The sequence below is a fragment of the Streptomyces atratus genome, assembly GCF_040655115.1.
GTDB lineage: Bacteria > Actinomycetota > Actinomycetes > Streptomycetales > Streptomycetaceae > Streptomyces > Streptomyces atratus_D.
The window spans coordinates 22387-39226 of record NZ_JBFAJH010000022.1 but is presented as its reverse complement, the minus strand read 5'-3'; the positions used below and the strand labels follow the sequence as shown (position 1 = coordinate 39226).

17 protein-coding genes are annotated in these 16840 nt (G+C 69.7%); 15 read left to right on the top strand and 2 right to left on the bottom strand.

Annotated elements, in window-relative coordinates; all coding sequences use genetic code 11:
* A complete protein-coding gene (locus tag AB0I23_RS23115; protein WP_359111847.1) occupies positions 1 to 819 on the top strand; it encodes an inositol monophosphatase family protein in 819 nt (272 codons plus the stop codon).
* A 104-nt stretch (positions 820 to 923) separates the two neighbouring features.
* Here the strand turns inward: AB0I23_RS23115 and AB0I23_RS23110 are convergent, their stop codons facing one another.
* On the bottom strand, positions 924 to 1097 hold the full coding sequence (locus AB0I23_RS23110) for a hypothetical protein (RefSeq protein WP_266980668.1): 174 nt from the start codon (positions 1095 to 1097) through the stop codon (positions 924 to 926).
* 357 nt (positions 1098 to 1454) lie between these two features.
* On the opposite strand from AB0I23_RS23110, the gene AB0I23_RS23105 reads away from it, so the two are divergent.
* From AB0I23_RS23105 to AB0I23_RS23090, 4 genes are all read left to right on the top strand, one after another.
* Positions 1455 to 2108, top strand: a complete 654-nt coding sequence (locus tag AB0I23_RS23105; RefSeq protein WP_037701232.1) for a response regulator transcription factor — start codon at positions 1455 to 1457, stop codon at positions 2106 to 2108.
* A 6-nt stretch (positions 2109 to 2114) separates the two neighbouring features.
* Positions 2115 to 3350 (top strand): sensor histidine kinase, encoded by a 1236-nt coding sequence (locus AB0I23_RS23100; protein ID WP_359111845.1) that lies wholly within the window; start codon positions 2115 to 2117, stop codon positions 3348 to 3350.
* A gap of 406 nt (positions 3351 to 3756) precedes the next feature.
* Entirely contained in the window at positions 3757 to 4053 is a 297-nt protein-coding gene (locus tag AB0I23_RS23095) for a DUF4193 domain-containing protein (RefSeq protein WP_003965732.1), read from the top strand.
* Between the two features lie 12 nt (positions 4054 to 4065).
* Positions 4066 to 5046 (top strand): hypothetical protein, encoded by a 981-nt coding sequence (locus tag AB0I23_RS23090; RefSeq protein ID WP_359111843.1) that lies wholly within the window; start codon positions 4066 to 4068, stop codon positions 5044 to 5046.
* Positions 5047 to 5078: 32 nt separating this feature from the next.
* Here AB0I23_RS23090 and AB0I23_RS23085 read toward each other — a convergent pair whose 3' ends face one another.
* Complete coding sequence (locus AB0I23_RS23085; RefSeq protein WP_359111841.1) at positions 5079 to 5537, bottom strand: DUF3093 domain-containing protein; 459 nt, start codon at positions 5535 to 5537, stop codon at positions 5079 to 5081.
* A 58-nt stretch (positions 5538 to 5595) separates the two neighbouring features.
* Here AB0I23_RS23085 and AB0I23_RS23080 point away from each other — a divergent pair, with 58 nt between their 5' ends.
* From AB0I23_RS23080 to AB0I23_RS23035, 10 genes are all read left to right on the top strand, one after another.
* Complete coding sequence (locus tag AB0I23_RS23080) at positions 5596 to 6180, top strand: PaaI family thioesterase (protein ID WP_359111839.1); 585 nt, start codon at positions 5596 to 5598, stop codon at positions 6178 to 6180.
* Positions 6180 to 6713 (top strand): dUTP diphosphatase, encoded by a 534-nt coding sequence (gene dut / locus AB0I23_RS23075; protein ID WP_358860385.1) that lies wholly within the window; start codon positions 6180 to 6182, stop codon positions 6711 to 6713. The genes AB0I23_RS23080 and dut overlap by 1 nt, the downstream gene beginning before the upstream one ends.
* A gap of 1 nt (position 6714) precedes the next feature.
* A complete protein-coding gene (locus AB0I23_RS23070; protein WP_359111837.1) occupies positions 6715 to 7479 on the top strand; it encodes a DUF3710 domain-containing protein in 765 nt (254 codons plus the stop codon).
* A gap of 345 nt (positions 7480 to 7824) precedes the next feature.
* Positions 7825 to 7914, top strand: coding sequence for a K(+)-transporting ATPase subunit F (gene kdpF, locus AB0I23_RS23065; RefSeq protein ID WP_037701211.1), 90 nt, complete (start codon positions 7825 to 7827; stop codon positions 7912 to 7914).
* Positions 7915 to 7921: 7 nt separating this feature from the next.
* Positions 7922 to 9586, top strand: coding sequence for a potassium-transporting ATPase subunit KdpA (kdpA, locus tag AB0I23_RS23060; protein WP_359111835.1), 1665 nt, complete (start codon positions 7922 to 7924; stop codon positions 9584 to 9586).
* Between the two features lie 44 nt (positions 9587 to 9630).
* Positions 9631 to 11727 carry a potassium-transporting ATPase subunit KdpB gene (gene kdpB, locus AB0I23_RS23055; RefSeq protein ID WP_359111925.1) on the top strand — a complete coding sequence of 699 codons (2097 nt, stop codon included), beginning with the start codon at positions 9631 to 9633 and terminating at the stop codon, positions 11725 to 11727.
* Positions 11728 to 11743: 16 nt separating this feature from the next.
* Positions 11744 to 12412, top strand: a complete 669-nt coding sequence (locus AB0I23_RS23050; RefSeq protein ID WP_359111923.1) for a potassium-transporting ATPase subunit C — start codon at positions 11744 to 11746, stop codon at positions 12410 to 12412.
* 155 nt (positions 12413 to 12567) lie between these two features.
* Positions 12568 to 13317: an ABC transporter ATP-binding protein gene (locus tag AB0I23_RS23045; RefSeq protein ID WP_359111833.1), complete on the top strand. Its 750-nt coding sequence runs from the start codon at positions 12568 to 12570 to the stop codon at positions 13315 to 13317.
* A 208-nt stretch (positions 13318 to 13525) separates the two neighbouring features.
* Positions 13526 to 16069 carry a sensor histidine kinase KdpD gene (locus tag AB0I23_RS23040; protein ID WP_359111832.1) on the top strand — a complete coding sequence of 848 codons (2544 nt, stop codon included), beginning with the start codon at positions 13526 to 13528 and terminating at the stop codon, positions 16067 to 16069.
* Positions 16070 to 16141: 72 nt separating this feature from the next.
* Positions 16142 to 16834 carry a response regulator gene (locus AB0I23_RS23035; RefSeq protein WP_359111830.1) on the top strand — a complete coding sequence of 231 codons (693 nt, stop codon included), beginning with the start codon at positions 16142 to 16144 and terminating at the stop codon, positions 16832 to 16834.
* Positions 16835 to 16840: the final 6 nt, after the last annotated feature.

The following is a 16840-nucleotide window of genomic DNA, read 5'->3' as shown; positions in this document are numbered from 1 at the left end:
GTGACCGACCCCGTCCTGTCCGAACTGCTCGGCCTCGCCCTGGAGACCGCCCGGCGTGCCGGTGTGCTGCTCCGCGACGGCCGCCCCGCCGATCTCGGAGTGGCCGCGACCAAGTCCAGCCCCATCGACGTCGTCACCGAGATGGACATCGCCGCCGAGAAGCTGATCACCGGTTTCCTCGCCGAGCGCCGTCCCCAGGACGGCTTCCTCGGCGAGGAGGGCGCCAGCTCCGCGGGCAGCAGCGGCATCCGGTGGGTCATCGACCCGCTCGACGGCACGGTGAACTACCTCTATGGGCTGCCGACCTGGGCCGTCTCCATCGCTGCCGAACGGGACGGCGAACGGGTCGTGGGCGTGGTGGAGGCCCCGATGCGCGGTGAGACGTACTACGCGGTCCTCGGCGGCGGTGCGTACGCAAAGGGCGGCGCGTACGGCGACGGCACCGCGCTGCGCACCCGGCCCGCACCGCCGCTCGACCAGGCGCTGGTCTCGACCGGCTTCAACTACGTCACCGACGTCCGTACACACCAGGCGGACGTCGCCCAGCAGCTGATCCCGAAGCTCCGCGACATCCGGCGCAGCGGCTCCGCCGCCGTCGACCTCTGCGATGTCGCCGCGGGCCGGCTGGACGGCTATTACGAGCGCGGACTCCACCCCTGGGACCTCGCCGCCGGCGACCTGATCGCCCGGGAGGCCGGTGCCCGGACCGGCGGCCGACCCGGACTCCCCGCCGACGGCGATCTGACAGTGGCCGCGTCATCGGGCGTCTTCGAGCCCCTGCAGACCCTCCTGGAGGATCTGGGCGCCTGGCACGACTGACACACCCGCCCGCGAAGCCGCCCGGTGCGGGCTGTGGCGGGCGTTCACGGTCGGCACAGGGCCCCCGGGCGTCATGGGGACGCCGGGGGCCCTGTGCCGACTGCTCAGACGGCCGTGACGCCGACTTCGACACCGTGCTCGGCGGCGAGGCGGTGCAGGTCGTCCAGCTCTCCCTGCTCGACATCCGCGAGGAAGTCGTCGCCCGTCTCGCGGGCCCTGGTGAGGTCGGACTCGGTGGTCTTGATTCTCTGCAGCAGACCTGCGGTGAAAGCGTCCATGGTGCGCCCCCTCATCGTGGGTCGGTGGCACGGGGGTGTGCCCGGGTTTCCCTCCGCCAGGGGCGGTAGGGCGGGTGATCACGCACTCTCCGGGAACGGAGCGGCCGTGGCGCGCCACATGCATGGCGTGATCGCGGGTGTGAATTCGTCCTCCCCAGGCCCTGGCTCAGAGAAACCTCAACTGGCCCGGATATCCGGTGAATTCCCGGAAGCCGCAGGTCGTGCCGCGCCGCCTTACCGCCGGTTTATGCGCGTTGCGGGCAGGATGGTGCCGCACAGACAGTGCTTCTGAGCCGGTCCGATCACGGTCCGTGGGCTCATTCGGACGTTCTGAAGTTTCTAAGGAAGGACAGCGCCGTGCGTGTACTCGTCGTGGAGGACGAGCAGCTGCTCGCCGATGCGGTGGCCACCGGACTGCGCCGGGAGGCCATGGCGGTCGACGTCGTGTACGACGGCGCGGCGGCCCTGGAGCGCATCGAGGTCAACGACTACGACGTCGTGGTGCTGGACCGGGACCTCCCCCTGGTGCACGGCGACGACGTCTGCCGCCGGATCGTCGAGCTGGGCATGCCGACCCGGGTGCTCATGCTCACCGCCTCCGGGGACGTCAGCGACCGGGTGGAGGGCCTGGAGCTCGGAGCCGACGACTATCTGCCGAAGCCGTTCGCCTTCAGCGAGCTGACCGCGCGGGTACGGGCCCTGGGGCGCCGCACGACGGTCGCGCTGCCGCCCGTCCTGGAGCGCGCCGGCATCAAGCTGGACCCCAACCGCCGCGAGGTCTTCCGCGAGTCGCAGGAGATCCAGCTCGCGCCGAAGGAGTTCGCCGTGCTGGAGGTCCTGATGCGCAGCGAGGGCGCGGTCGTCTCCGCGGAGCAGCTGCTGGAGAAGGCGTGGGACGAGAACACCGACCCGTTCACCAACGTGGTCCGGGTGACGGTCATGACCCTGCGCCGCAAACTTGGGGAGCCACCGGTCATCGTCACCGTGCCCGGCTCCGGTTACCGGATCTGACGCCCCGTGTCCGCCGTCCCGGCGCCCCCGACAGCGCCCCCGAAACCCACGTGGGATCCCAAGCAGCTGGAGCCCCCGTACCCCTGGCTGCGTCCGACCATCCGGATACGGCTCACGCTTCTGTACGGCGGGATGTTCCTGATCGCCGGCATCCTGCTGCTCTCGATCATCTACATGCTGGCCGCACAGGCCCTGCACGTGGGCAGTGAACTGCCGTTCAAGGTCGTCAGCGGCCAGGTCTCCAGCGAACTGTGCAACCTCTCGGGAGAGGGGTCGTCACCGGCTGCCGTCAACGCGGCCATGAACACGTGTGTCAACCATCAGCGCCAGCAGGCGCTCGACACCCTCCTGAACCGTTCGCTGCTGGCCCTTGTCGGTCTGAGCGTCATCGCCTTCGCCTTCGGCTACGCCATGGCGGGCCGGGTGCTCTCCCCGCTGGGCCGCATCACCCGCACCGCCCGCAGGGTGGCCGGGACGGACCTGTCCCGGCGCATCGAGCTGGACGGTCCTGACGACGAGCTCAAGGAGCTCGCCGACACCTTCGACGACATGCTCGACCGGCTGGAGCGGGCCTTCACCGCGCAGCAGCGGTTCGTCGGGAACGCCTCGCACGAGCTGCGTACCCCGCTCGCGATCAACCGCACGCTGCTGGAGGTCCACCTCTCCGACCCGCATGCCCCGCCGGAGCTCCAGCAGCTCGGCAAGACCCTGCTGGCCACCAACGAGCGCAGCGAGCAACTGGTCGAGGGGCTGCTGCTGCTCGCCCGCAGCGACAACCAGATCATCGAGCGCAAACCGGTCGACCTCGCCGAGGTCGCCACGCGCGCGCTCGACCAGACCCGGGCCGAGGCCGAGCAGAAGGGCGTGGAGATCCGCGAGGAGATCGTGCCCGCCGTCGTCCAGGGCAACGGTGTCCTGCTGGAGCGGATCGCGCTGAACCTCGTACAGAACGCCGTGCGCTACAACGTCCGGGAGGAGGGCTGGGTGGAAGTCACCACCGAGCTGCAGCCCGGCCAGGCGCTGCTGGTGGTCTCGAACACCGGCCCCGTGGTGCCGGCGTATGAGATCGACAACCTCTTCGAGCCCTTCAGACGGCTGCGTACGGAGCGAACAGGCAGCGACAAGGGAGTCGGGCTCGGCCTGTCGATCGCGCGGTCCGTGGCGCGCGCTCACGGAGGCCGTATCGTCGCCGAGCCCCGCGAGGGTGGTGGTCTCGTGATGCGCGTCACCCTGCCGGTCTGAGAGGCTGAGTCGAGTGATTCGCACAGGGATTACTCCGTTCGCTTTGAGCGGAATTTTCGGGACCCGTGCACGTGGGGTCCTTGTGTGATCGATCACAGGAGCGAATTTCGGGCGTTCCACGCTCCGTGACCAGGACTTCTGCCCAAAATCCGGCAAAAGTCGGGGTTTTCGGGGGTCAATATCACGGGAAGTACACGGGGTGGCGCCCGTGAAGCGCGCCGCTGGGACCGTGTACGGTCCCCTTCGCCACCCAAGCCGACCACTCCAGAGAGGTCCGCTCGGGTGTCGATTGAGTAACAGACCTTGATGTGAGGCAAAATCTCCGCCTCGGGTCGGGCACAAGTCCGGCCTCTCACGCGTTACGTGCGCTGAGACACCGCAGACACCCAGAGGGGGAGAGCGACACATGGCAACGGACTACGACACCCCACGCAAGACCGATGACGACGTCGACCAGGACAGTCTTGAGGAACTCAAGGCCCGTCGGAGCGACAAGACGGCGTCCGCCGTCGACGTCGACGAGTTCGACGCGGCAGAAGGACTGGAGCTGCCCGGAGCAGACCTGTCCAATGAGGAACTCGCCGTCAGGGTCCTGCCCAAGCAGGCCGACGAGTTCACGTGCATGAGCTGCTTCCTCGTGCACCACCGCAGTCAGCTGGCCCGCGAGAAGAACGGCCAGCCGATCTGCCGCGACTGCGACTAGGTCCGGTCGGACGTGGCAGGCGACACACCGTTCCGGAAGCGGCGCTTGCGACGCAAGAAGCCGTCGGAGGCGAATCAGGGCGGTACAGGCCCGGCAGAAGGCGTAGCAGCGCCTGCCGTGCGGTCCGCCCTGCCACCCTCCGCGGGCGTATCTGACGACGAGCGAGGCCGTTCGGCCTCGCTCGAAGCAGTGGAAGCCGCCATCGCTGCAGAGACAGGACGAGCAGCGCCAGCAGCCGGCACGGCCGACGGGGCCGAGCAGACCGGCAGGACGGAGCCCGTGACCGGGGCAGGCCGTCTGGAATCAGTCAAACGGGGCGTACGCAAGGGCGGGGAGAGCGCCAGGACAGCGATCGGTCATATCGCCGACCGGATCATCGAGACCGCTCCCCGCGTCCCTGTACGCGACCTCGCCACCCTGCGCAGGCAGTTTCCGGGCCTCGGCCCCGAGGAGCTCGCCGACAAGCTCGTCGCAGGCGCGAGCAAGGGCTCGGCCACCGTCGGCGCCAGTATCGGTGCGGCGGCCATGATGCCCGTACCGCCCGCCATGCTCGCCGAGCTGGCCGCGGAGATCACCGGCGTGGCCGCGATCGAGATGAAGCTCGTGGCCGAACTGCACGAGGTCTACGGTCTGCGCCCGCCGGGCGGCCTGACCCAGCGCAGCACCGCGTACCTCACGTCGTGGACGGAGGAGCGCGGTATCGACGTCACCCGTCCCACGACGATCGATGCGGCGCTCGGCGGTCAGATGAAGCGGGAGCTGCGCCAGCAGATCGTCAAGCGGACGATGCGCAATCTGCCGAACCTGATCCCGTTCATGGTCGGCGCCGCCGTCGGCGCGATGATGAACCGGCGCGACACGAAGAAGCTTGCCGAACGGGTCAGGAGGGATCTGCGCAAGAACCAGATCCCCTGGGACCGGCTCCCGGAACTGCCTCCCCTGGAGCGGCCGAGGAGGCTGCACAAGGACCTCCCGAAGGAGATCGAGGGCTGAGGGCTGTCCCGGCCCGCAATGGCGCGAGAGGGTTACGCGGCCCGCACCGCCGTGAGCGCCGCCACCAGGGCCTGCGGCTCGCGAGTCGACAGATAGACGTACGGAGTCGGGTCTTCCGGGTCCGTGACCTCCACCCGCACCGCCGTCTGGATGTAGCTGCGCTGCAGCATGAAGGCGCGGGTGTCCGCCTTGTACGTGCGCCACGCGCGCGCCTCCTCGCCCTCCAGCGACTGCGCCTCGCCGAGTGCCGTCACCGGGATCCGGGCGTCACCCGCGACCAGGGCGCCCGCCACCACCCGGATCCGGGCGGAGCCGTACGAGCTGACCGCGAGCGAGGCCAGCGCGGTGCCGCCGACCAGGCCGGCCAGCAGCGGCAGGGTGCCCAGCGGCAGCAGCATCAGGGCGCAGGCGACCCCCATCAGGAAGGCAAGGAACCACCATGAACGGGGTGCGGTCAGGCGTTCGTCGAAGGGTGGGGTGGAAGGCTGCATGAACCCAAGCTTGGCACGGCGCGACCTGCGGCTAACCGCGCGGGTAAGGTCTGCGCCTGTGAGTGGAACATCTGCGGCTCTTCAGCCACCGGCCGACGCGGTGAAACCGGTTCGGCATCCCGACGCCCCGGTCCCCGGCGAGCTCCTCGGCGCGCACTACGAACACTGTTTCGGCTGCGGTGACGGGCAGCCGCACGGGCTGTACCTCCAGGCGCGGGCCGGCGAGGGTGTCGGCGTCACCGCCGAGTTCACCGTGAAGGCCGCCCACCAGGGCGCCCCGGGCCTGGCGCACGGCGGCATCCTGGCCACGGCGCTGGACGAGACGCTGGGCTCGCTGAACTGGCTGCTGCGGGTGATCGCGGTGACCGGGCGGCTGGAGACCGACTTCGTGCGCCCCGTGCCGGTCGACACCGTGCTGCACCTGGACGCCGAGGTCACCGCCGTGCACGGCCGGAAGATCTACTCCCGGGCGACCGGCCGGATCGGCGGCCCGGACGGGCTTGTCGCGGTCCGCGCCGAGGCCCTCTTCATCGAGGTCAAGGTCGACCACTTCATCGAGAACGGCCGCCCCGCCGAGATCCAGGCGGCGATGGCCGACCCGGACCAGGCCAGGCGCGCCCGGGCCTTCGAGGTGAACCCCTGATGCGCCGTCCCGTCGACGTACTGCTTCGCCGGGTTGATCCGGAGGTGCCGATTCCGGCGTACGGGCACCCGGGAGATGCCGGAGTCGATCTGGTGACCACCGAGGCCGCCGAACTCGCCCCGGGCGAACGCGCGATGCTGCCCACCGGCGTGTCGATCGCGCTGCCCGACGGGTACGCCGCGTTCGTGCATCCGCGGTCCGGCCTCGCGGCCCGCTGCGGAGTCGCCCTCGTCAATGCCCCGGGGACGGTTGATGCCGGGTACCGTGGAGAGATCAAGGTCATCGTCATCAATCTCGACCCGCGCGAGACCGTGCGGTTCGAGAGGTTCGACCGGATTGCCCAACTGGTCGTCCAGCAGGTCGAGAAGGTGCGCTTCCACGAGGTGTCGGAACTGCCCGGCTCGGCGCGGGGCGAGGGCGGCTTCGGTTCCACCGGAGGGCATGCCACGGGTGATGTTGACGGCGTCAGGGGCGGGATCACCCAGGGCGGGAACAGCTACGCTTCGGTCGTACCCGACCGGGAAGGACAGTGACGTGTTCGGACGTCGCAAGAAGAGTGGGTCCGCCGAGGACGTGGCGGACGAAGCGCGCGAGGCCGAGCAGGTCGTCGACGACACCGACGCCGCCGGGAGCGGAGCGCACCGGGTGAACCTCCCGCCGGCGCCGCGGCCGGACGGGCCGTGGGACATCGACGAGGTCTCCCAGCCCGGCGAGGGCCGGGTCGACCTGGGCGGCATCTTCGTGCCCGGGGTCGACGGCATGGAGCTGCGTGTCGAGGTCGCCGGTGACGCGATCGTCGCCGCCACCGTCGTGCTGCGCGACAGCGCGATCCAGCTCCAGGCCTTCGCCGCCCCCAAGAAGGAGGGCATCTGGGGCGAGGTCCGCGAGGAGATCGCCTCCGGCATCACCCAGCAGGGCGGGATCATCGATGAGGTCGAGGGTCCGCTGGGCTGGGAGCTGCGGGCACAGGTCCCTGTGCAGCTCCCGGACGGGACGAACGGCGTGCAGCTGGTGCGCTTCGTCGGCGTCGACGGGCCGCGCTGGTTCCTGCGCGGAGTGATCTCCGGTCAGGGCGCCGTGCAGCCGCAGGCCGCCGGGCTGCTGGAGACGATCTTCCGGGACACCGTGGTCGTCCGTGGCGAGGGCCCGATGGCCCCGCGCGACCCGATCGTCCTCAAGCTCCCCAGCGACGCCCAGATGGTGCCCGAGGGTGTGCAGCAGGAGGACCAGGAGAGCTCGAAGTTCTCCGGTGGCATGGGCCAGCTCCAGCGCGGGCCCGAGATCACCGAGGTGCGCTGAACCGCCCCCCGGGGCGTGTGACAGCTTCGGCCGGTGGGCCGTACTTCCCTTCGAGGGAGGTGCGGCCCACCGGCTTTTGCATGCCTGCGGAGCGTGCGACGGAGCACACTCACCGGCGCACGTATGGGGCGCGTATGGGGCACGTATGGGCGCCGTCAAGGCCGCGCCCTTCCTCGTAAGGAAGCCATCAACGCAGGCCACGAGGGCTTCGGACGGGGGTTTGCTCATGAGGTCCGACAATCCGAACCTCATCTAGGAGCACACGGTGGCCGACCTGGCCTTCGGCGTCACCACGGTCGCGGTCTTCGCGCTGGTGGCCCTTGTCGCCAAGGGGGTGGCGAAGCTGTGACTGCCGAGAACATCGTCGGTCTGATCGTGGCCGTCGCCCTGCTGGGCTATCTCGTCCTCGCCCTTCTGTACCCGGAGAGGTTCTGAGCCCGATATGAGCCCCGTCCTCGCTGGTGTGCTCCAGCTGCTCGCGCTCGTCGTGGCGCTGGGTCTGGCGTACCGTCCGCTCGGCGACTACATGGCCGGCGTCTACTCCTCGAAGAAGCACCTCCTGGTCGAGAAGTGGATATACAAGGCCATCGGCGCCAACCCCGACACGGAGATGCGCTGGCCCGCCTATCTCCGTGGCGTCCTCGCCTTCTCCGCGGCGAGCGTCCTCTTCCTGTACCTGCTGCAGCGGCTCCAGGGCAGCCTGCCCGGCTCGCTCGGCTTCGCCTCGATCGACCCCGATCAGGCGTTCAACACGGCGGCCTCCTTCGTCTCCAACACCAACTGGCAGTCGTACTCCGGCGAGCAGGCCATGGGCCATGTCGTCCAGACCGGCGGCCTCGCGGTGCAGAACTTCGTCTCGGCCTCCGTCGGCATCGCCGTCGCGGTGGCGCTCGTACGGGGCTTCGCCCGCTCCCGCACCGGTGAGCTCGGCAACTTCTGGTCCGACCTGGTGCGCGGCACCATACGGATCCTGCTGCCGATCGCCGTGATCGCCGCGCTCGTGCTCGTGGCGTGCGGCGCCATCCAGAACTTCTCCGGCATCCACGGGGTCGGCCAGTTCATGGGCGGCTCGCAGCAGTGGAACGGCGGTGCGGTCGCCTCGCAGGAGGCCATCAAGGAGCTGGGCACCAACGGCGGCGGTTACTTCAACGCCAATTCGGCGCACCCCTTCGAGAACCCCAACGGGCTCTCGAACCTCCTGGAGATCTTCCTGATCCTGGTCATCCCGTTCTCGCTGACCCGCACCTTCGGGCGGATGGTCGGCTCGCTGAAGCAGGGCTACGCGATCCTCGTCGCGATGGGTGTCATCTGGCTCGGCTTCACCGCGCTGATGATGTGGACCGAGTTCGCCCACCACGGACCCGCGTTCGACATCGCGGGCGGGGCGATGGAGGGCAAGGAGACCCGCTTCGGGGTCGGCGGCTCGTCGATCTTCGCGGTGGCCACCACGCTCACCTCGACCGGTGCGGTGAACTCCTTCCACTCCTCGTTCACCGGCCTCGGCGGCGGCATCACCATGCTGGGCATGCAGCTCGGCGAGATCGCCCCCGGTGGTACCGGCTCCGGCCTCTACGGCATGCTGATCATGGCGATCATCGCGGTGTTCATCGCGGGTCTGATGGTCGGCCGCACCCCTGAGTACCTCGGCAAGAAGATCGGCACCCGTGAGATCAAGCTCGCGGCCTGCTACATCCTCATCACCCCGGCACTGGTGCTCTGCTTCACCGCCGCGGCGATGGCCCTGCCCACCCCGGTCCATTCGATGACCAATTCCGGCGCGCACGGCTTCTCCGAGATCCTGTACGCCTACACCTCCGGCGCCAACAACAACGGTTCGGCATTCGCCGGGCTGGGCGCGGACACCCAGTGGTTCAACACCACGATCGGGCTCGCGATGCTGCTGGGCCGGTTCCTGCCCATGGTCTTCGTCCTGGCTCTGGCCGGCTCGCTCGCCGAGCAGCGGCCCGTACCGGCGACCGTCGGCACACTCGGCACCCACAAGCCGCTCTTCAGCGGACTGCTGGTCGGCACGATCGTGATCGTCGCCGGGCTGACCTACTTCCCGGCCCTGGCGCTGGGGCCGCTGGCCGAGGGGCTGGCGTCATGACCACCACTCGTACGCAACACGACGAATCGATGCATGAGGACGCGATGTCCACTGTCACCAAGGACCTGGCACCGCACCAGGACGCGCCCACCGGTCACCGGACCGAAGGACGCGTCGGCACGGGGCTGTTCGACCCCAAGCAGCTGCTCAAGTCCTTCCCCGACGCGGTCCGCAAGCTCGACCCGCGGGTGATGGTCAAGTCGCCGGTGATGTTCGTGGTCCTGGCCGGTTCGGTGCTCACCACCGCCCTCGCCGCCCTGGACCCGACCGACTGGTTCGGCTGGGCGATCGCCGCGTGGCTCTGGCTCACCACGATCTTCGCCAACCTGGCGGAGGCGGTCGCCGAGGGCCGCGGCAAGGCGCAGGCCGACACGCTGCGCAAGGCCAAGACCGACACGGTCGCACGTCGGCTCGTCGGGAAGAACGAGGAGCGCGTACCCGGCACCGATCTGCGCATCGGCGACCTGGTGGTCTGCGAGGCCGGTGACATCGTCCCCGGCGACGGGGACGTCGTCGAGGGTGTCGCCAGCGTCGACGAGTCCGCCATCACGGGAGAGTCGGCGCCGGTCATCCGGGAGTCGGGCGGCGACCGCTCGGCCGTCACCGGTGGCACCAAGGTGCTCTCCGACCGCATCGTCATCAAGATCACCACCAAGCCCGGTGAGACCTTCATCGACCGGATGATCAGCCTCGTCGAGGGCGCCGCCCGGCAGAAGACGCCCAACGAGATCGCGCTGAACATCCTGCTCGCGTCCCTCACCATCGTCTTCCTGCTGGCCGTCGTCACCCTGCAGCCGTTCGCCATCTACGCGGGTCAGCGGCAGTCGATGATCGTGCTGACCGCACTGCTGGTCTGTCTCATCCCGACCACCATCGGCGCGCTGCTCTCCGCGATCGGCATCGCCGGCATGGACCGCCTCGTCCAGCGCAATGTGCTCGCCATGTCCGGACGCGCCGTCGAGGCCGCCGGCGACGTGTCGACCCTGCTGCTCGACAAGACCGGCACCATCACGCTCGGCAACCGGCAGGCCGCCGAGTTCGTCCCGGTCAAGGGGGTGACGGAGGCCGAACTGGCGGACGCCGCCCAGCTCTCCTCGCTGGCCGACGAGACGCCCGAGGGCCGCTCCGTCGTCGTCCTGGCGAAGGAGACGTACGGGCTGCGCGAGCGCCACCAGGGTCAGCTCGTCGGGGCCGAGTGGGTGGGATTCACCGCCCAGACCCGGATGTCCGGTGTCGACGTCGAAGGACGCATGATCCGCAAGGGCGCGTCGGGCTCGGTCGTCACCTGGGTCACGGAGCGCGGCGGCGACGTCTCGAAAGACGCCCAGACGCTCACCGACCGGATCTCGCAGGCGGGCGGCACACCACTGCTCGTCGCCGTCGACGACGGGCGGGGTGCCCGGGTCCTCGGCGTCATCCACCTCAAGGACGTCGTCAAGGAGGGCATGCGGGAGAGGTTCGACGAGCTGCGCCGGATGGGCATCCGCACGGTGATGATCACCGGCGACAACCCGCTGACCGCGAAGGCGATCGCCGAGGAGGCGGGGGTCGACGACTTCCTCGCCGAGGCCACGCCCGAGGACAAGATGGCCCTCATCAAGCGTGAGCAGGCCGGTGGCAAGCTCGTCGCGATGACCGGTGACGGTACGAACGACGCCCCGGCGCTCGCCCAGGCCGACGTCGGCGTGGCCATGAACACCGGTACCTCGGCCGCCAAGGAGGCCGGGAACATGGTGGACCTGGACTCCAACCCGACCAAGCTCATCGAGATCGTCGAGATCGGCAAGCAGTTGCTGATCACCCGCGGCGCCCTGACCACCTTCTCGATCGCCAACGACGTCGCGAAGTACTTCGCGATCATCCCGGCGATGTTCGCGGTGGTCTACCCGGGCCTGGACAAGCTGAACATCATGCAGCTGTCCTCGCCGGAGTCCGCGATCCTGTCCGCCGTCGTCTTCAACGCGCTGATCATCATCGCGCTGGTGCCGCTCGCCCTGAAGGGTGTGCGCTACCGGCCGAGCAGCGCCGACTCGATGCTCCGGCGCAACCTCGGGATCTACGGACTCGGCGGCCTGGTCGCCCCGTTCATCGGCATCAAGATCATCGACCTGACCCTCTCCCTCATTCCCGGAATCGGCTGATCGCGCCATGACCTCCATGAACAATTCCGCGGGAAACACCGTTCGGCTGCTCTGGGCCGGGCTGCGCGCCCTGCTCGTCCTCACGATCGTCTGCGGCGTGATCTACCCGCTCGCCGTCACCGGTGTTGCCCAGGGCGTCTTCCCGGACAAGGCCAACGGTTCCGAGACCACGGCGAACGGCAAGGTCGTCGGCTCCGAGATCATCGGCCAGCGCTACGACCTGCCGCTGAAGAAGGGCCAGGAGACCGCGGCCCCGGACCTCAAGTGGTTCCAGCCACGCCCGTCCAACGGCCTCGGCACCAACAGCGTCAACACCCAGTACAGCCTGGTCCTGTCCGGCGCGACGAACCGGTCCGGCGACAACAAGGATCTGATCGACTGGGTAACGGACGCCAAGGCCGCCGTCGTCAAGGACAACTCCGTGCCCGGACACCCGGTCAGCCCCTCGGACGTGCCGGCCGACGCCGTCACCTCCTCCGGGTCCGGTCTCGACCCGGACATCTCCCCGGCGTACGCACAGCTCCAGGTGCGCCGCGTCGCCGAGCGGAACCACCTCGGAGTCGACCAGGTGGAGAAGCTCGTCGAGCAGCACACCGACGGCCGGATCCTCGGCTTCGTGGGTGAGCCGCGGGTCAACGTCCTGCAGCTCAACATCGCGCTCAAGGAGCTGGTGAACGGAGGCTGATCCTTCGGCGGTGGGTGCGCCGGGCCGCCGTGGTCATGCTGCACGGACCACTGCGGCCCGGCGCCGTGCCCGCCCGAGGGCCTCAGCCATTGCCCGGCCGTGACCCTCATGCACATACTGGCGGCCGACGGGGACCGACCACGACGGGGGAGCACATGACCGACAGCACCGGCGGAAAGAACACCGGCAGGCAGGGCGGCGCGGACGTCGCCGAGGACCCGGCCCGCGGGCCGATGGTCCGCGTCGAGGACCTGCACCGCTCGTACGGAACCGGCGCGGGCGCCGTCCACGCCTTGCGCGGGGTCTCCTTCGACGTGCCGCGCGGTGAACTCGTCGCACTCAAGGGGCGCTCGGGCTCCGGCAAGACAACCCTGCTGAACCTGGTCGGCGGCCTCGACAGCCCCGACCGCGGCCGGATCACCGTCGACGGCACGGACCTCTCCGAGCTCGGCGAGAACGGGCTGCTGGAGCTGCGTCGGGACCGGATCGGCTTCATCTTCCAGTCGTTCGGCCTGATCCCGATCCTGACCGCCGCGGAGAACGTCGGCGTGCCGATGCGCCTGCGCAAGGCGGATCCGCGCGAGCGGGAGGACCGGGTGGCGTTGCTGCTCTCCCTGGTCGGGCTCGGCGACCACGGTGCGCAGCGGCCCGGGGAGCTCTCGGGCGGCCAGCAGCAGCGCGTCGCCATCGCCCGCGCGCTCGCCAACCGGCCCGCACTGCTGATCGCGGACGAGCCGACGGGGCAGCTCGACGCGGAGACGGGGCTCGCCGTGATGGAGCTGTTGCGGGCGGTCGTACGGGGCGAGGGGGTGACCGCGGTGGTGGCGACGCACGATGCGCAGTTGCTGGGGCTGGCGGACCGGGTGCTGGAGCTGAGCGACGGGCATATCGTCGAGCACGCGTAGGGGGCGGGGGAGAGGGGGTGCCCGGGATCCCCCGGGCACCTTTTGTTGCTGATTTTTCTCCTATGCGCAATCTGTAGGGTTCGACGCATCAGAATTCTGTCAATTCGGTCTTCTGTCCGGCCCTCTGTCTCCTTTGTCGTAAATTCTCGGGGTACTTTCGAGTTCGGCTGCCGCATCGGCCGCAGTCGTACTGAAAGACAATGGGGCCATGGCACGCGGCAAGCTTCGGATCTACCTGGGTGCGGCACCGGGCGTCGGCAAGACGTACGCGATGCTCTCCGAGGCCCATCGCAGGGTGGAGCGGGGCACCGACTGCGTCGTGGCGTTCGTGGAGCACCACGACCGGCCGCGCACCGAGGTCATGCTGCACGGCCTGGAACAGATCCGGCGCCGCGAGATCGAGTACCGGTCCGCCGTCTTCACCGAGATGGACGTCGACGCGGTCCTGGAACGCGCCCCGGCCGTAGCCCTGGTGGACGAACTGGCCCACACCAATGTGCCGGGCTCCCGCAACGCCAAGCGCTGGCAGGACGTCGAGGAACTCCTCCAGGCCGGCATCGACGTCATCTCCACCGTCAACATCCAGCACCTGGAGTCGCTCGGCGACGTCGTCGAGTCGATAACGGGCGTACGGCAGCGCGAGACCGTCCCCGACGAGGTCGTCCGCCGCGCCGACCAGCTCGAACTGGTCGACATGTCGCCCCAGGCGCTGCGCCGCCGCATGGCCCACGGCAACATCTACAAGCCGGACCGGATCGACGCGTCCCTGTCCAACTACTTCCGCCCGGGCAACCTCACCGCCCTGCGCGAGCTCGCCCTCCTCTGGGTCGCCGACCGGGTCGACGAGTACCTCCAGGCGTACCGCGGCGAACACAACATCCGCTCCACGTGGCAGGCCCGCGAACGCATCGTCGTCGGACTCACCGGCGGCCCCGAGGGCCGTACGCTCATTCGCCGCGCGTCCCGCATGGCCGCCAAGGGCTCCGGCAGCGAGATCCTCGCCGTCTACATCGCCCGCAGCGACGGACTGACCTCCGCGTCGCCCAAGGAACTCACGGTCCAGCGCACCCTCGTCGAGGACCTCGGCGGTACGTTCCACCACGTCATCGGCGACGACATACCCTCGGCGCTCCTCGAATTCGCCCGCGGTGTCAACGCCACCCAGATCGTGCTCGGCTCCAGCCGCCGCAAGGCCTGGCAGTACATCTACGGACCCGGCGTCGGAGCCACCGTCGCCCGTGAGTCCGGCCCCGACCTCGATGTCCACATCGTCACCCACGAGGAGGTCGCCAAGGGCCGCGGACTGCCGATCGCCCGCGGCGCCCGGCTGGGCCGGGCCCGGATCGTCTGGGGCTGGCTGGTCGGGGTCGGCGGCCCGGCCCTCCTCACGGTGCTGCTCACCGGCCTGCACGACGGCCCGGGGCTCGCCAACGACGTCCTGCTCTTCCTCTTCCTGACCGTTGCCGCAGCCCTGATCGGCGGGCTGCTGCCCGCCCTCGCCTCGGCGGCCGTCGGCTCCCTGCTGCTGAACTACTGGTTCACCCCACCGACCCACACCCTGACGGTTCAGGATCCGAGGAACTTCGTCGCCATCGTGATCTTCTTCGCGGTCGCGGTGGCGGTGGCCTCCGTCGTCGATCTGGCGGCCCGCCGTACCCATCAGGCGGCCCGGCTGCGCGCCGAGTCCGAGATCCTCTCGTTCCTCGCGGGCAGCGTCCTGCGCGGCGAGACGACGCTGGACGCCCTGCTGGAACGGGTCCGCGAGACCTTCGCGATGGAGTCCGTGGCATTGCTGGAGCGGAAGAGCGACGTCGACCCGTGGACCTGCGCGGGCAGCGTCGGCCCCGGGCCGGTCGCCCGCCCCGAGGACGCCGATGTGGACATGCCCGTCGGTGACCATATGGCGCTCGCGCTCTCCGGCCGGGTGCTGCCCGCCGAGGACCGTCGCGTGCTCGGCGCGTTCGCCGCCCAGGCCGCCGTCGTACTCGACCGGCAGCGCCTGGTGGGGGAGGCGGAGGAGGCCCGTCGGCTCGCCGAGGGCAACCGGATACGGACCGCGCTGCTGGCCGCCGTCAGCCATGACCTGCGGACCCCACTGGCCGCCATCAAGGCCGCCGTCAGCTCACTGCGCTCCGACGACGTCGCCTGGTCCGACGAGGACGAGGCGGAGCTCCTGGCAGGCATCGAGGCCGGCGCCGACCGCCTCGACCACCTGGTCGGCAACCTCCTCGACATGTCCCGGCTGCAGACCGGCACCGTCACCCCGCTGATTCGCGAGATCGACCTCGACGAGGTGGTCCCGATGGCGCTCGGAGGCGTACCGGAGGGCAGCGTCGACCTGGACATTCCGGAGTCGCTGCCGATGGTGGCCGTCGACCCGGGCCTGCTGGAGCGGGCTGTTGCCAACATCGTCGAGAACGCCGTCAAGTACAGCCCCGACGGGGAACGCGTCACGGTGGCCGCCAGCGCGCTGGGCGCCCGGGTCGAGCTACGGGTGGCCGACCGCGGGCCCGGCGTCCCCGACGAGGGCAAGGAGCGGATCTTCGAGCCGTTCCAGCGGTACGGCGACGCCCCGCGCGGTGCCGGAGTGGGACTCGGACTCGCCGTCGCCCGCGGCTTCGCGGAGTCCATGGGTGGCACCCTCGACGCGGAGGACACCCCCGGTGGTGGCATGACCATGGTCCTGACTCTCAAGGCGGTGTCGGGATACGTTCCGGTCGGCCCCGACCTGCCGGCGCGGGTCAGCTCATGATCTTCGCTCCGCTTCAGTCAGCAGTTCCGTACATCAGTCAGCAGTTCCGTACAGCAGAAAGGCAGGTCCGCGATGACCCGGGTGCTTGTGGTCGACGACGAGCCGCAGATCGTACGCGCCCTCGTGATCAACCTGAAGGCGCGCAAGTACGAGGTGGACGCCGCGCCCGACGGCGCGACCGCCCTGCAGCTCGCCGCCGCGCGCCACCCCGATGTCGTCGTCCTCGACCTCGGACTGCCGGACATGGACGGCGTCGAGGTGATCAGGGGGCTGCGCGGCTGGACCCGGGTGCCGATCCTGGTGCTCTCCGCCCGCCACACGTCCGACGAGAAGGTCGAGGCCTTGGACGCCGGGGCCGACGACTACGTCACCAAGCCGTTCGGCATGGACGAGCTGCTGGCCCGGCTGCGTGCCTCGGTACGGCGGGCCGAGCCGGTCGGCCAGGACGGGGCCGACGACGTCGTGATGGTCGAGACCGAGGGGTTCACCGTCGACCTGGCGGCGAAGAAGGTCCACCGCGAGGGACGCGACGTACGGCTCACCCCGACCGAGTGGCATCTGCTGGAGGTCCTGGTCCGCAACGGCGGCCGGCTGGTCAGCCAGAAGCAGCTGCTGCAGGAGGTGTGGGGGCCCTCGTACGGCACCGAGACCAACTATCTGCGGGTCTACATGGCGCAGCTCCGGCGCAAGCTGGAGGCGGATCCCTCGCACCCCCGGCATTTCGTCACCGAGCCGGGCATGGGCTACCGCTTCGAACGCGGCTGACGGCCG